This window comes from Lacrimispora sp. (assembly GCF_032078915.1).
GTDB lineage: Bacteria > Bacillota > Clostridia > Lachnospirales > Lachnospiraceae > Lacrimispora.
Genome location: NZ_DAMAUN010000032.1, coordinates 44,148 through 58,306 on the forward strand (window position 1 = coordinate 44,148; position 14,159 = coordinate 58,306).

Genomic DNA, 14,159 nt, shown 5'->3' on the forward strand with positions numbered 1-14,159 from the left:
AAAAATGCCGTTAGTTACTTCTAAAAAAATGTTACTTGATGCCCAAAAAGGAAACTATGCAGTCGGTGCCTTTAATGTGGAAAACATGGAAATGGTTATGGCTGTCATAGATGCGGCGGAGGAGCTTCACGCGCCGGTGATTCTGCAGACGACGCCGTCTACAGTAAAATACGGAGGCTTAAACCTGTACTATGCGAATGTAAAAGCAGCATCCGAACGCGCTTTAGTCCCTGTGGCGCTTCACCTGGATCATGGCAGCAGCTTTGAACTGGCGATGCAGGCCCTTCGTGAGGGATATACCTCCATTATGATAGACGGTTCCCATTTATCTCTGGAAGAGAATGCGGCTCTATCAAAGTCCGTTGTGGATGCCTGCCACCCGTCTTGCATACCGGTCGAAGGGGAGCTGGGACGTGTGGGAGGAAAGGAAGATGATCTGGAAGGCGGTGACGGAGGATTCACATCACCGGATGAAGCAGCTTATTTTGTGGGAAAGACAGGGATCGATTATCTTGCGGTATCCATCGGAACCGCACATGGCGTATATTCCGGGGTTCCCAATATCCGCATTGATATACTAAAGGAAATCAGGAAGAAGGTTTCCATACCCCTAGTACTCCATGGAACCTCCGGGCTTGCCGATGAAACGGTGCAGGAATGCATCCGGGAAGGCATTTGTAAAGTCAATTATGCAACGGATTTACGAATCGCTTTTAGCGAAGGGGTGAAAGCAGTTCTAAAAGAAAACCAATCCGTTATTGATCCAAAAACTTATGGCAAAAGAGGCCGAGAGTCTGTAAAACAGTACGTATGGAACAAGATTTCAGTTTGCGGCAGCGGGGGGAAAGCAGGATATTATGAATAAGCTGATCAATAGCCAGGAGCGGATGGTACCGGAGATGCTGGAAGGCTATCTTTCCTTAAATCCAGACCTGTATTGCAAGGTACCTGGCGTTATGGGAATTAAAAATAAAAGGGAAGAAGATAAGGTGTCGGTGGTTATTGCCGGAGGATCTGGGAATGAACCATGGGTTCTGGGATTTGTGGGAGATGGCCTGGCTGACGGAGCTGCCCTGGGAAATATTTATACGGCGCCCCCTTCCCGTACCGTATTGGAAGTGACAAGGTCAGTGCCTCATGATAAGGGCGTCATTTTTATCGCGGCAAACCATGCCGGAGATGTACTGAATTTTGAACTGGTGCGCGAGCTGGCCGAATTAGAAGGAATTAAGTCCCATTGTATTTATGTATCCGATGATATATCGTCGGCTCCCTTAGAAAAAAAGGAGGAGCGCAGGGGGATAGCAGGAATTTCCTTTGTGGTTAAAATTGCGGGGGCAGCATCAAAAGAAGGCTATGGTCTGGAAGAAATGAAACGGGTGGTTGAGAAAGCAGGCAAAAACACCAGAACCTTTGGTGTAACCACCTCACCGGGATATATGCCCGGGTCAGGAGAGGCGATGTGCGAGCTTCCGGATGGTTTTGTGGAGTTTGGAATGGGATTTAATGGAGAGCCCGGAATAAAACGGGAAGAGCTATCGTCAGCAGATGAGATAACAGAAGCGCTCATGGAACAGCTGTTAAATGAGGTCCCGTCAGGCTGTGAGGCTGCATTTATGGTGAATGGCTACGGTTTTACCAGCATGCTGGAACTGTGCATCGTCAGCCGGAAAGTGAGTAAAATTGCAGAGGCAAACGGAATTGTCAATGTTCATTCATTTATTGACACCCTTTTTTCACCTCAGGGAACCGGTGGCTTTTCCGTATCAGTACTGATCCTTGATGATGAGTTGAAAGAATTATATCAAAAACCCTGTAAATCCCCATTATTCCGGTTTCAAGGAGGCAGCAGATGAAGGTGGATCAAATAAATGCGGATCAGGTAAAGCAGCTTTTTCTGTGTGTTGCCGACCGGATTGTGATAAATGAGCCGTATCTGACAGAAATTGATATGAAAATAGGCGATGGAGATCATGGCATGGGTATGGAACGGGGATTTAAAGCGGTCCTGGAACAGCTTCCTTCCCTGGAAGCAGAATCTGTGGAAACCGTATTTCAGGAATTAGGGCGGATCCTGCTTGATACCATGGGCGGAGCCTCAGGCGTTTTGTTTGGTACCATGTTTATCAGCGGTGTTATCCGTCGAAAGCCGTCCTATTGTTTCGGGCTTTCGGATTTTGCGGAAAGCTTCCGGGTATCCCTGGATGCCATTATGCAGAGAGGGAAGGCCAGGGCCGGAGATAAGACTATGGTGGATGCATTGGAACCAGCCGTTGCTGCGTTAGAACACGCCGCATCCCAGGGGCTGACCATACATGAGGGATTCTCCATGGCTGCAGCAGCGGCACAAAAAGGTGTTGAATATACAAAAGAGATAAGAGCCAGATTTGGAAGGGCAAAATATTACGGGGACAAGGCGATTGGACTGCAGGATGCGGGTGCTACATCCGTATGGCTGATTTTCCAGGCTATGTCGTATTGGGTATCAAATAACTTGATATAAATAAAATCTATGGGAGGTTACGCAACATGAAGAAAGCATTAAAGAGATTTTTAGTCGTAGGAGCAGTAGTTTTGAGTCTGGCGGGATGCCAGAAAGCCGCACAGGAACCGGCAGTGGCAACAAATGCGGGAAGCGAGGAGGCTTCAAAACCTAAGGAAACCAATGACAAAGGCATCACAGTGGGTGTCAGCCTGTTAAACAATGCCCATGTTTTCTATAATAACATAGAGGCGGCTATGAATGAAAAGGCAAAAGAAATGGGATATCAGCTGATCATCCAGGATGCGGCAGGAGACGGCAACAAACAGCTGAATCAGGTACAGGATTTTATTACACAAAAAGTAGATGCCATCGTCATTTGTCCAACCAACTCGGCCGGAAGTAAATCCATGGTGGAAGTGGCTGATGCAGCCGGTATACCGGTATTTACCATGGATGTTGCGTCGGATGGAGAGGTAATCAGCCATATTTCAACCGATAATTACAGAGGCGGAGAACTGGCTGCAGAATATGCGGTGGAACATATCCTGAAACAAAAAGCCGGTCAGGCGGCAGTTATTACATATGCAGAGATTGAAGGCTGCGTACAGCGTGAAAAAGGATTCACAGAATGGCTTAGTAAAAATGCTCCTGATGTATCGGTCGTGGATGTACAGAACTATTCAGGAGACCAGGGAAAAGCGGCAGAGGTTATGCAGAATATGCTGTTAAAGCATGAAAACCTTGATGTGGTATTTTGTGTCGGAGATCCCGCGGCCGTAGGTGCCATGTCCTCCATTGATGCGGTGGGAAGTAATGTAAAGGTGATTGGCTTTGACGGAAACCCGGAAGGTGTTGAAGCGATTTTAAGCGGTGGAAACTGGATTGCTGATATTGCGCAGGATCCGTCAGCCATTGGAATAACAACATTGGAATGCATTAAGAAGCATCTGGCCGGTGAGTCTGTTGAAAAATTAATTCCGATTCCACCGAGAGTGGTTGACGCAAGCAACTTAAAATAATACAACCTACAACGGAAGGAGTGAGATGCAATGAAAGAACAGGCTTTCGTTGCTTTAGAACACATTAGTAAATCCTTCCCTGGCGTAAAAGCACTGAATGACGTTTCCATCAATTTTTCCCCTGGCAGAGTCCACGTTCTGCTGGGGGAAAATGGTGCAGGGAAATCTACAATTATTAAAATTATCTCAGGGGTATATCAATCGGATGAAGGGAATCTGATTGTCAGAGGAAATAAAGAAAGATTTGAAAACACCAGAGAATCCTTAGGGAAAGGAATCAGTGTGATCCATCAGGAGCTCAGTGTGATACCGGATCTGACGATTGCTGAGAACATCTTCCTTGGAAGGGAACCCAAAACTCCCTTAGGGCTGATTGATAAGCAGAAGATGAATCAGGAAGCCGGAAAGCTGCTGGAATCATTGGGAATGCAAATAAACCCCAAGACATTTATCAGAAAGCTGGCCAATGGGGATAAGCAGATGGTCGAAATCGCCAGGGCGGTATCCCAAAACAGTTCAATGGTCATCATGGATGAGCCTACCTCCTCCTTGTCTGAAAAGGAAGTGGGGGCCTTGTTTAAGGTCATAAAGTCTTTAAAGGAAGAAAATGTAGCGGTTATTTACATATCCCACCGTTTGAAGGAGATACGTGAAATAGGGGATGATATTACGATTTTAAGAGATGGAAAGGTTGTAGTAACTCTGCCCTTATCTCAAATTTCAGAAGAAGAAATGATCAACAAGATGGTCGGAAGAGAAATGAAGCAGTTCTATTTTCGGTCTGAACATGCAGTAAAGGATGAAATTGTGTTATCCGTAGAAAACCTGGGACGAGGCGGCATTTTCCACAATGTCACGTTTCATCTGAGAAGGGGAGAAATCCTGGGTGTTGCAGGATTGATCGGTGCTGGACGGACAGAAGTGATGAGAACTGTTTTCGGAGCGGATGCCCCGGACTCTGGTTCGATGTTTGTCTATGGCAGACCATACCGGCCAAAATCAGTAAAGGATGGGGTTGCATCCGGGATTGGCCTTGTTCCGGAGGACAGAAGGGGCCAGGGGCTGCTTCTTGAAAAGAATGTAGCCATCAATACGACGTTATCCAGCTTGTTTCAAAGGTCTAAAAAGGGATTGATCGATTTCGCATGGGAAAAGTCGGCAGCAGAGGAATATGTTAAAAAGATGGGGACGAAAACTCCCGGGATCAAGACCAGGATTAAAAATCTCTCAGGAGGTAACCAGCAGAAGGTGGTCATTGCAAGGTGGCTTCTTGCAGGTTCCCGTATTTTGATCATGGACGAACCTACCAGGGGGATTGATGTCAATGCAAAGGCTGAAATCTACAACTTGATGAAGGAGTTTGTAGAGGCCGGAGGCAGCATTATCATGGTTTCCTCTGATCTGCCTGAAATTCTTGGAGTTGCAGACCGGATTATGATAATGAGGGAAGGCACTGTTTCAGGATTTATAGATACCAAAGAGGCTTCGGAAGAAAAAATCATGGGATTGGCAAGCATCAGCACAGAAGGTTCCGGGAGGGCAAAATAATGAATACACAAAAACCAAATAGATATCTGACATTTGTAAAAGACAATACCATGCTGATTTTTCTGATCCTTTTATTTGCACTTTGCCTGATGTTTGTTCCCAGGTTTGCAACCATCGGTAACTTTAAAAATGTGTTGATTCAAATTGCAATTAATGCTTTGATTGCAACCGGCATGACGTTTGTGATTCTTTCTGATGGAATTGATTTATCCGTTGGATCTGTTGCAGCACTTGCCGGTATTGCTGCAGCAGCCGGCATCAAGCTGTTTCCGGATGCCGGCATAGGGCTGAGCTTGTGTGTGATTGTGGCAGCATCTGTTGTGGTCGGAGGAATTTGCGGCAGCATCAACGGTTTATTTGTATCTGTTTTAAATGTTCCGCCCTTTATCGCCACGCTGGCGATGATGAATGCCGCGAGAGGTCTGGGATATGTTTTTACAGATGCAAAACCGATATTCGGGCTTCCGGCTTCTTTTGGCTGGGTAGGACTTCGTTCGGTTGGTCCGGTGCCGGTATCTGTCATACTCATGTTTTTGGTGATTGGTACTGCCATTTTTATTCTTGGAAGAACCTGTTACGGCAGATACATTTATGCGGTAGGAAGCAATACGGAGGTTGCAAAGCTCAGCGGAATCCAGGTCAGGAAGATCAAAATGTCTGTTTATATTATCTGCGGAATCTTAGCGGCCCTTGCAGGTGCTGTATTGGCTTCTAAATTGCAGAACGGTCAGGCAACTGCTGCAGCCGGATATGAGCTGAATGCCATTGCTGCTGTGGCTATGGGAGGCACCAGCATGTCCGGAGGACGGGGCGGTATGGTGCAGACGATCTTTGGACTCTTTGTCATTGGAATCATAAATAATGCATTGAGTCTGTTAGGCATATCCTCTTACTGGCAGACCATTGCCATGGGAGTTATTATTCTCATTGCAGTGGTGATTGACCGGCTGCAGAGCAATGAGTGATGCTGATAATGATATAGATTCCGGCAAAGGTTACTTCTTTTAACCAAAAGCATTGCATGATATAATGAAGCCGGAAAAGGAAAATTACCTTCGGTAAAAGCACGTATTAATATTTGATTTTTAATATTGACAGAACATTAAAGTAAGGAGTCCTTATTGATAATTAAATCTGTGTTTATCTGCATCAAAAATATCAGGAATTACATCTAAAACTCAGGTATGATTGTTTTGAAAGGAGGAATCAGGCAATGAATACACTGGCTCAATTTAATGATGCAATGGCATATATTGAAAGAAATTTGATGCTTGATATTGAGCCGAGTCAGATCGCACGTATATCCGGCTGTTCAGAATATCATTTTCGCAGAATGTTTTCTTTTCTTGCAGGAATGCCATTAGGTGAATATATTCGCCGCAGGCGGCTATCGGCCGCAGGGCTGATGTTGCAGAACGATTCGGTAAAAGTCATTGATTTAGCATTACAGCTTGGCTATGAATCACCGGAAGCTTTTAGCAAAGCCTTTCAAGTGATGCATGGAGTAACCCCTTCACAAGCCAAAAAAACAAACACTGAACTTAAAGTCCTGCCTCCGATGACCTTTCAATTAACAATCAAAGGAGGAATAGAAATGAATTATCGAGTTGTCGAAAAAGGCGAATTTTATGTTGTTGGATTTAAAAAAAGAATTACAGTGCAATTTAAAGGAATCAATCCACAGATGGACTCATTGGTACAAAAACTAACCCCTCAAATTATTGATGAGCTAAAAGGATTATGCGACGTGGAACCAAAAGGAATGCTCAGTGTTTCTGCGAATTTTAATGAGCGTACCACGGAAGGCTCACAACTTGACCAGTATATCGGAGTTGCCACTTCCAAGACGGCTCCTGACAGCTATGACCTCCTTCATGTCGCGGCATCCACTTGGGCGGTATTTAAAGCGGTTGGCACGTTTCCGGAGGCGATACAGGACACATGGGCTAAGATTTATGGGGAGTGGTTCCCGGCATCGGGATATGAATTGACCGGGGGACCGGAGTTATTGTGGAACGAAACCCCTGATACGAGCAGGCCGGATTATAAAAGTGAGATATGGATTCCTGTTCGCAAAATTGACGGTTAAATTCACAAAGGCATTTTTAAACTGCCGGATGGCATATGAAAATCCGTCATTTGGCAGGTAATCCGTTATACACAATGAAAAATGTATTATTAAGCGGCGGTTTTGTAATCATATAGATTCAAAGCCGCCGCTTTGTTTAGAATATAAGAGGGAAAGCCGATGCCCTGCTTGATATTTTGACTCAGTTATGTAAAGATAGAGGTATGGAAATTATGAAAAAACATATGATACCGAATTACGTCACATGATGTTTGGTGACATTTACGTTAATAGAATAAATTAAAGCTCAAAAGTGAAATAATAATAATGGATTTAATAGTAAGGGCGTTACGTATATAGAAACGGGGCTTCTGAATTTTCAGAGCCTTGTTTTTCATTTTCTGCAACTTTTTTGTCTCTGAAATCATCTATATAACAGAACGGCAAAAATGTCTGTAAAGGACAGAAAGGGTAACTAATGAGACAAGAGATCTATGATAAGATAACAGGCTATATCATTGAAAACCAGAAAAAATTTTACCGGCTGGCATTCAGCTACGCCCAAAACCAGGAGGATGCTCTGGACATTGTTCAGAATGCGGTATTAAAAGCGCTGGATCATTATGAATCCTTAAAAAATACCGATGCCATTAAAACATGGTTTTACAGGATTCTTGTAAACGAGAGCATTTATTTTCTCAAGAAAAATAAAAAAGAGATCGCATCAGGAGAAGATCTGGGTCTGGAGATCCCCTATTATGAACGGGGCTTTGAACCATCGGATGACCTTTATAATGAGATCAACCGATTGGATGTAGAAATACAAAACATCATTAAGCTTCGTTTTTTTGAAGAAATGTCGCTGAAAGAGATTGCAGAGATCACCGGTGCCAATTTAAACACGGTAAAGGCAAGGCTGTACCGTGGCTTAAAATTGTTAAAGCAGAATATTCAGGAGGTAAACTTATGAACCAGTTGGAGGATGCTAAAAAAAGATACGATGAGACTCCCGTTCCCGAGGAATTAAGCGGACGCATACAAGGTGCCATCGAGCAGTTTGAAGGAAGAAAAGCAACAAGCAGCAGGAATAATATTGGGAGCGGAAATAGAAGGTTTTATAAATGGGGACTGGGAACAGCGGCAGCATTCCTTATTACATTTACTGCGGCGCTGAATATAAACACAGCTTTTGCAGAGGAGGTGCACCAGATTCCGGTTGTAGGTGCCATCGCCAGGGTCCTGACCGTAAGCTCCTATAAAAAGACTGTTGGGGATGAAAAAATTTCGGTAGAAGTGCCGGGAGTGGAATTTATCCAAAAGGATACCCATGGACTTTCCAAGCAGATAAATGAAGAAATCCAGGAAATCTGCAGCAAATATGCGGATGAATCATTGTTGCGTGCACAGGATTACAAACAGGCATTTTTGGACACAGGAGGAACAGAGGCAGAATGGGCGGAACATAAGATCGAGATCAAGGTGTGGTATGAGATCAAGGCTCAAAGCGATGACTATCTTTCTTTTGTGGTAAGGGGAACAGAGAGCTGGACCTCTGCCTACAGTCAGGAAAAGTATTATAACATAGATCTAAAATCTGGAAAGCTATTATCACTAGGAGATGTTCTTGGAGAGGATTACATCAATAAAGCAAACGAGAGCATTAATAGCCAGATGGAAGAAAAATCAAAAGAAATTGGTATTCCATTTTTTACTCCTGAGGAGGGCGGTTTCGAAAGCATTTCTGACGAGACAAAATTTTATATGAAGGATAATGGAAATCCGGTGATAGTTTTTGACAAATATGAGATAGCGCCTGGAGCTGCCGGGTCAGTTGAATTTGAAATAGTAAGGTAAAGAGCGAATCGTGTTTATGGCTCTATAAGGCAGGTTGACTGGAAAACAAGCGTATCGTTCCCGATGGACGAAATGCTTGTTTTCTTTTGCAGACAGGCCGATATCATCTCCGCCTTGCACTTTATATTCTTATTAGTTACAATTGAACTCTCCACTATAACACCAGACTTTTAAATGTTGCTATTATGGTGGAATAAAATGGTGGTGATAGATTAAATGAAAACTTACATGACATCTGAAATTGCGCGTAGTATAGGAATCCATTCCAATACAGTACGGCTTTATGAAGAACTTGAGCTTATTCCCAAACCAGAGCGGAAGGAAAACGGTTATCGCATTTTTACAGACTTTCATATGGAACAGATTAAGTTCGTAAGAATCGCGCTAAAGGTGGAAGTTTTGCAAAATGGATTGAGAAAACAGGCAATTACGATTATTAAGACCTCAGCTTCCGGAAATTTTGACAAGGCAACTGCCTTAACGGAACATTATTTGCAGCAGATAAAAAATGAGCAGAGTAATGCGGAAGAGGCTATAGAGATCACCCAAAAGCTGTTATCAGGCAGCAACCAGGAACAAGAAGCCGAGACTATGGTTTTAACAAGAAAAGAAACGGCCGGTTATTTACAAATTTCAATGGAGGCTTTAAGAAATTGGGAAATGAACGGTCTGCTCACTATAAAACGAAAACAAAACGGCTACCGGGTTTATACGGATGAGGATATCCGGCGGCTAAAAATCATACGTTCCCTGCGCTGTGCAAATTACTCCCTATCTGCAATTTTACGAATGCTGAATACATTATCCCAAAATCCCAAAGCAGATATCCGGCAGGTGATTGATACGCCGGATGAAAGCGACGATATTATCTCCGTATGTGATAAGCTTCTCACTTCTTTGCATTATGCAGAGGAAAATGCGAAAGTAATGCTGACGCACCTTGAGAAGATGAAAAAACAATTTGTATCAAACCCTACACTTTAACACCAGACTTTGCTCTGGTGTTATTCTTTTTGTGAAAAGAAAAAAGGAGGGATTTTATCGCATGGAAGCAACCATTGAAGTAAAAGGGCTGTGCAAGTCTTACGCCCAAGTGAAAGCGATAGAGAACATTAATATCTCAATTTGCCGCGGGGAAGTGTTTGGCTTGCTGGGAGCAAATGGTGCGGGTAAAAGTACCGCAATCGAATGTATCCTGGGAACGAAAAAGCAGGATAGCGGAACGGTATCCATTTTGGGAATGAATCCGAAAAAAGACCGGAAAAAACTTTTTGAAAGGGTCGGTGTTCAATTTCAGGAGGCCAACTATCAAGACAAAATCAAGGTAGATGAGCTTTGTGAAGTTACTGCTTCGCTCTACAAGAACACCCTGGATTATGGTGTTCTTCTGGAACAGTTCGGACTTTTGGAAAAGTCAAAAAGTCTGGTCAGTGAACTTTCTGGAGGCCAGAAGCAACGGCTTTTTATCGTGCTTGCGCTGATCCCAGATCCCGAAGTAGTATTTTTAGACGAACTGACAACAGGATTGGATGCCAGGGCACGGCGGGACGTGTGGAGGAGTCTTTCCAAGTTAAAAGAAAGAGGAATTACCATTTTGCTGACCTCACATTTTATGGATGAGGTGGAAGCCCTTTGTGACAGGATCATGATTTTGAAGAATGGGAATAGCATATTTTGCGGTTCCATAAAAGAAGCGGTCGCAGCAAGTCCTTATGAAAAGCTTGAGGATGCATATCTTTGGTATACTGACGGGGAGGGTGAACTATGAAAACATTTAAAACGTTGTTAAAAACAGAAGGAAAGTTATCCCTTCGTGGGCTGGACATGTTTATCTTTGCTATTTGCATGCCAATTGTTGTAGTTGTAATCTTAGGTGCAGTTTTTGGAGACAAACCCGCTTTTGATGGCGCAGAATATACGTTCCTGGAACAATCTTTTGGCGCGGTATCAGCCATTGCTATATGTGCCGGAGGTGTGATGGGGCTTCCCCTGGTTGTCTCTGATTATCGAAGCAGAAAGATTTTAAAGCGGTTTAAGGTAACGCCCGCTGATCCCGCACTTATCTTGGCGGTACAGGTTGCCATTTACGCACTTTATTCTATTGCATCCCTTATCCTTGTTTATGTAACTGGGGCGATTTTTTTCGGATATCAATTAAAAGGCTTATGGCTTCCGTTCCTTGGGGCGTACTTGCTGGTCATGTTGTCTATGTTCAGCATTGGGCTCCTGGTGGGCGGGTTAGCGCCGAACACGAAAATAGCTGGTGCTGCCGCCAGCCTGCTGTACTTTCCAATGCTTATTTTTTCAGGCGCCACACTGCCTTATGAGGTAATGCCTGCTGCGTTTCAAAAAGCAGCAGACCTCCTTCCATTGACACAGGGAATTAAACTTCTTAAGGCTGCATCACTGGGGCTGCCAATGGACAGGGTTTTCATTCCGGTTATGGTGATGGTCGCCATTGCGGTGATATGTATCAGTATTTCCCTCCGATTTTTCAAGTGGGAATGAAAGATTGGAATAATCGGCCTGACAGAGCTTGCCATAAATATTCAAAATACAAAGTCCGGGAGATCACTCTCGGATTTTGTTGCTATAGTAGAATACCTGCTGAGTAGTAATATGACTTGAAAAATTCGAATTTATTGCATCAGAGTATTAAAAAACACTTAAAGGTACATATATCATTCACTAAAATTCTAAAAAATTCTAAAAAAGTATTTGAAAACCGATTTAGTAACATAAAAAGCATAGTTAATAACATGATCCAGGTAATTAGAAAATTTTTTGATAATATCAATTTCTTAGATGGTTATTATATTCAGTGGAAAATTGTCAGAAGTGAGGCGGTGATATATGAATTTGCTCAGGATAAAGAAAATGCTATATTAGAATAAATATGGCAATGGTGTGCAGAATTATTTTCTGTTGAAACTTATTATTTATGGATTGACAAAAAGAAATTAAACAAGGAGTGCAATTTTGAAAGAGAAAACAATATCTTTACATAAGAAAAAAGTTATATCATCTTTTGGGTTAGTTTTTATAACAATAATATGGGGAAGTTCATTTGTTGTAATGAAAAATTCAGTTTCCCAGATATCACCGATTTACCTTATGGCAATACGGTTCAGCATAGGTGGCCTGGCCTTGGCGGTAATATTCTTTTCAAGGTTAAAAAATATTAATAAGTCAATCCTTTGGCCGGGTATCGTATGTGGTTTTTGGTTGTCTATAAGTTATATATTTCAAACTTACGGTTTAAAATATACATCCGCAAGTAATAATGCTTTTATAACGACGTTGTACGTAATTATTGTACCTTTTATGAATTTTTTGTTCTATAGGGTTAAAATTCATAGAAAAAGTTTTGCTGCAGCGGTTCTGGCAGTTGTGGGAATAGGATTTCTATCATTAAATAGTGGTATTCGTCATGTTAATATTGGTGATGTCTTGACTCTGGTATGCAGTTTTTGTTATGGTATACAAATCTTATATATTGATACTTACACTAAAAAACATGATCCAATTAATTTGATAATTATACAGTTGCCCTGCGCTGCAATTATCTGTTGGGTATTAGCATTTATATTGGAAGGTCAATTGTCCCTGAATGTATTTTCATTAGACTTAGTTGGATCCATATTTTATTTAGGAATTTTTGCTTCTGCAGTATGTTTTTCTATTCAAAATATTGGACAGAAATATGTTCCGGCAGGAACGGCTTCTATATTATTATCTTTAGAATCAGTTTTTGGCGTAATGTTTGCAATTGCTTTATTAGGTGAACCATTAACGCTTAGAATTTTAGTTGGATTTATTCTGATTTTTATTGCAGTATTATTATCAGAGAGCAGCAAGTCATAATTGCAGCAGATATGACTTGAAAAAAATAAAATATATAATGCAAGACAGCAGATTGCCATAAACGATACTTCGTCTATGGGAACCTGCTTTTCTTTTTTTACACTACTTCCTTCCCTAGGACGAACATGTTATAATGACAAAAGAATCGGGGCAAAGCAGGGGGATAATCATGTTAAAAGTATTGATAGCAGATGATGAAGAAAAGATCTGCCAGCTGATCGAGAAGCTGATCGATTGGCAAGCACTGGATATGAAGCTCAGCGGTGTGGCAAATAACGGGATCGAGGCACTTGAAAAGATAGAAGCCCTTTCTCCTGATGTAGTGATTACGGATATCCGGATGCCGGGATATGACGGCCTGGACCTGGTGAAAAAGACCCGGGAACTGAATGTAGGCGTGGAATTTGTGATTATCAGCGGATATCGCCATTTTGAATATGCCCAGACGGCGATCAAATATGGGGTCAGTGATTATTTGTTAAAACCTATCAAAAAACAGGAACTAACGGAAACTCTGGAAAAAATAAGAGTAAGGTATAATGAAAAAAGCGAGCAGCTGACCTACGAGGAACGGGTCAGGCTGGCAAGGAAGAGTGACGCAGAGAGGCTGCGGACCACCTGGTTTTCTAATGTCCTGTACCGGGACAGGAGCGAACAGGATTGCTCCAGCCTGGAAGAAATCAATAAGCAGTATTATTATCAGCTAAAACAGGGATGCTTCCAGATCGTTTGTGTCAAATTTGATGGAATTTCCATGCCTGATGAGAAAAACCTGGAATTTCTGACAGAAAAGACAACTCAAATTGCAGAGCAGATGCTGAAAGGCCATGTATTTGACTGGGAATTGTATGTGGAAAACAGCCATATTTATCTGTTCCTGAATTATGGGGAGGAAAACCGGAAGTTCATCCGCCGGCAATGTAAAAATATATTAAACGAGCTTGCTGTGCTGGAATCCATTCTGGAAGGACTTCGAGTGACCATTGGGTTTGGAACAACCGTATGGAATATTGCCCAGCTAAGAAGTTCTCTTAAATCCGCCAGGTATCTGGTGGAGCAGCGTCTGGTTGCCGGAAACGGCAAACTCTTAGAGGGGGAGCTGCGCAGCTCCTTTCACCTGGCATCAAGCCAGTGGTTCACTCAGTTCAACCAGAATATGAACACGGCTTTGGAAAGCCTGGACAGGCAGCAGGTGGGGGATTGCCTGATGAAACTGAAAGACGGGCTTTTGGAGCAGCCGGATATGACCGGGCATGAAATTCTGCAGATGTGCAGAGAGGTCTGTAACCTGTATCTATTTTTCATGAAAAACCATAAGATC

At 42.7% G+C, this 14,159-nt stretch carries 14 protein-coding genes; all 14 read left to right on the forward strand.

Annotation, left to right across the window (positions count from 1 at the left end):
- The first annotated feature begins 4 nt into the window (after nt 1-4).
- Nucleotides 5-865, forward strand: coding sequence for a class II fructose-bisphosphate aldolase (locus tag RT269_RS14035; RefSeq protein ID WP_313183471.1), 861 nt, complete (start codon nt 5-7; stop codon nt 863-865).
- Nucleotides 858-1,856, forward strand: coding sequence for a dihydroxyacetone kinase subunit DhaK (locus RT269_RS14040; RefSeq protein WP_313183473.1), 999 nt, complete (start codon nt 858-860; stop codon nt 1,854-1,856). Before RT269_RS14035 ends, RT269_RS14040 begins: the two co-directional genes overlap by 8 nt.
- Nucleotides 1,853-2,503 (forward strand): dihydroxyacetone kinase subunit DhaL, encoded by a 651-nt coding sequence (dhaL, locus tag RT269_RS14045; RefSeq protein WP_313183475.1) that lies wholly within the window; start codon nt 1,853-1,855, stop codon nt 2,501-2,503. Before RT269_RS14040 ends, dhaL begins: the two co-directional genes overlap by 4 nt.
- 26 nt (nt 2,504-2,529) lie before the next feature.
- Entirely contained in the window at nt 2,530-3,504 is a 975-nt protein-coding gene (locus RT269_RS14050; protein WP_313183477.1) for a substrate-binding domain-containing protein, read from the forward strand.
- A 30-nt stretch (nt 3,505-3,534) separates the two neighbouring features.
- Nucleotides 3,535-5,052, forward strand: coding sequence for a sugar ABC transporter ATP-binding protein (locus tag RT269_RS14055; protein ID WP_313183479.1), 1,518 nt, complete (start codon nt 3,535-3,537; stop codon nt 5,050-5,052).
- Nucleotides 5,052-6,017: an ABC transporter permease gene (locus tag RT269_RS14060; protein ID WP_313183480.1), complete on the forward strand. Its 966-nt coding sequence runs from the start codon at nt 5,052-5,054 to the stop codon at nt 6,015-6,017. The genes RT269_RS14055 and RT269_RS14060 overlap by 1 nt, the downstream gene beginning before the upstream one ends.
- Nucleotides 6,018-6,265: 248 nt before the next feature.
- Nucleotides 6,266-7,141 (forward strand): AraC family transcriptional regulator, encoded by an 876-nt coding sequence (locus RT269_RS14065; protein WP_313183482.1) that lies wholly within the window; start codon nt 6,266-6,268, stop codon nt 7,139-7,141.
- A gap of 457 nt (nt 7,142-7,598) precedes the next feature.
- Nucleotides 7,599-8,090: an RNA polymerase sigma factor gene (locus RT269_RS14070; RefSeq protein ID WP_313183483.1), complete on the forward strand. Its 492-nt coding sequence runs from the start codon at nt 7,599-7,601 to the stop codon at nt 8,088-8,090.
- Nucleotides 8,087-8,974, forward strand: coding sequence for an RsiV family protein (locus tag RT269_RS14075; RefSeq protein WP_313183484.1), 888 nt, complete (start codon nt 8,087-8,089; stop codon nt 8,972-8,974). Before RT269_RS14070 ends, RT269_RS14075 begins: the two co-directional genes overlap by 4 nt.
- Before the next feature lie 216 nt (nt 8,975-9,190).
- Nucleotides 9,191-9,958 carry a MerR family transcriptional regulator gene (locus tag RT269_RS14080; RefSeq protein WP_313183486.1) on the forward strand — a complete coding sequence of 256 codons (768 nt, stop codon included), beginning with the start codon at nt 9,191-9,193 and terminating at the stop codon, nt 9,956-9,958.
- 61 nt (nt 9,959-10,019) lie between these two features.
- Nucleotides 10,020-10,742, forward strand: a complete 723-nt coding sequence (locus RT269_RS14085; protein ID WP_313183487.1) for an ABC transporter ATP-binding protein — start codon at nt 10,020-10,022, stop codon at nt 10,740-10,742.
- Nucleotides 10,739-11,482, forward strand: coding sequence for an ABC transporter permease (locus tag RT269_RS14090; RefSeq protein WP_313183489.1), 744 nt, complete (start codon nt 10,739-10,741; stop codon nt 11,480-11,482). The genes RT269_RS14085 and RT269_RS14090 overlap by 4 nt, the downstream gene beginning before the upstream one ends.
- 471 nt (nt 11,483-11,953) lie before the next feature.
- A complete protein-coding gene (locus RT269_RS14095) occupies nt 11,954-12,838 on the forward strand; it encodes a DMT family transporter (protein WP_313183490.1) in 885 nt (294 codons plus the stop codon).
- Between the two features lie 169 nt (nt 12,839-13,007).
- Nucleotides 13,008-14,159: response regulator (locus tag RT269_RS14100; protein WP_313183491.1), on the forward strand; the 1,152-nt coding region annotated here is incomplete at its 3' end.

Coding starts and splice junctions, on each gene's coding strand:
- RT269_RS14065 (WP_313183482.1), top strand. CDS start 6,266: ATGAATACACTGGCTCAATTTAATGATGCAATGGCATATATTGAAAGA.
- RT269_RS14085 (WP_313183487.1), top strand. CDS start 10,020: ATGGAAGCAACCATTGAAGTAAAAGGGCTGTGCAAGTCTTACGCCCAA.
- RT269_RS14035 (WP_313183471.1), top strand. CDS start 5: ATGCCGTTAGTTACTTCTAAAAAAATGTTACTTGATGCCCAAAAAGGA.
- dhaL (WP_313183475.1), top strand. CDS start 1,853: ATGAAGGTGGATCAAATAAATGCGGATCAGGTAAAGCAGCTTTTTCTG.
- RT269_RS14050 (WP_313183477.1), top strand. CDS start 2,530: ATGAAGAAAGCATTAAAGAGATTTTTAGTCGTAGGAGCAGTAGTTTTG.
- RT269_RS14070 (WP_313183483.1), top strand. CDS start 7,599: ATGAGACAAGAGATCTATGATAAGATAACAGGCTATATCATTGAAAAC.
- RT269_RS14055 (WP_313183479.1), top strand. CDS start 3,535: ATGAAAGAACAGGCTTTCGTTGCTTTAGAACACATTAGTAAATCCTTC.
- RT269_RS14075 (WP_313183484.1), top strand. CDS start 8,087: ATGAACCAGTTGGAGGATGCTAAAAAAAGATACGATGAGACTCCCGTT.
- RT269_RS14090 (WP_313183489.1), top strand. CDS start 10,739: ATGAAAACATTTAAAACGTTGTTAAAAACAGAAGGAAAGTTATCCCTT.
- RT269_RS14040 (WP_313183473.1), top strand. CDS start 858: ATGAATAAGCTGATCAATAGCCAGGAGCGGATGGTACCGGAGATGCTG.
- RT269_RS14060 (WP_313183480.1), top strand. CDS start 5,052: ATGAATACACAAAAACCAAATAGATATCTGACATTTGTAAAAGACAAT.
- RT269_RS14080 (WP_313183486.1), top strand. CDS start 9,191: ATGAAAACTTACATGACATCTGAAATTGCGCGTAGTATAGGAATCCAT.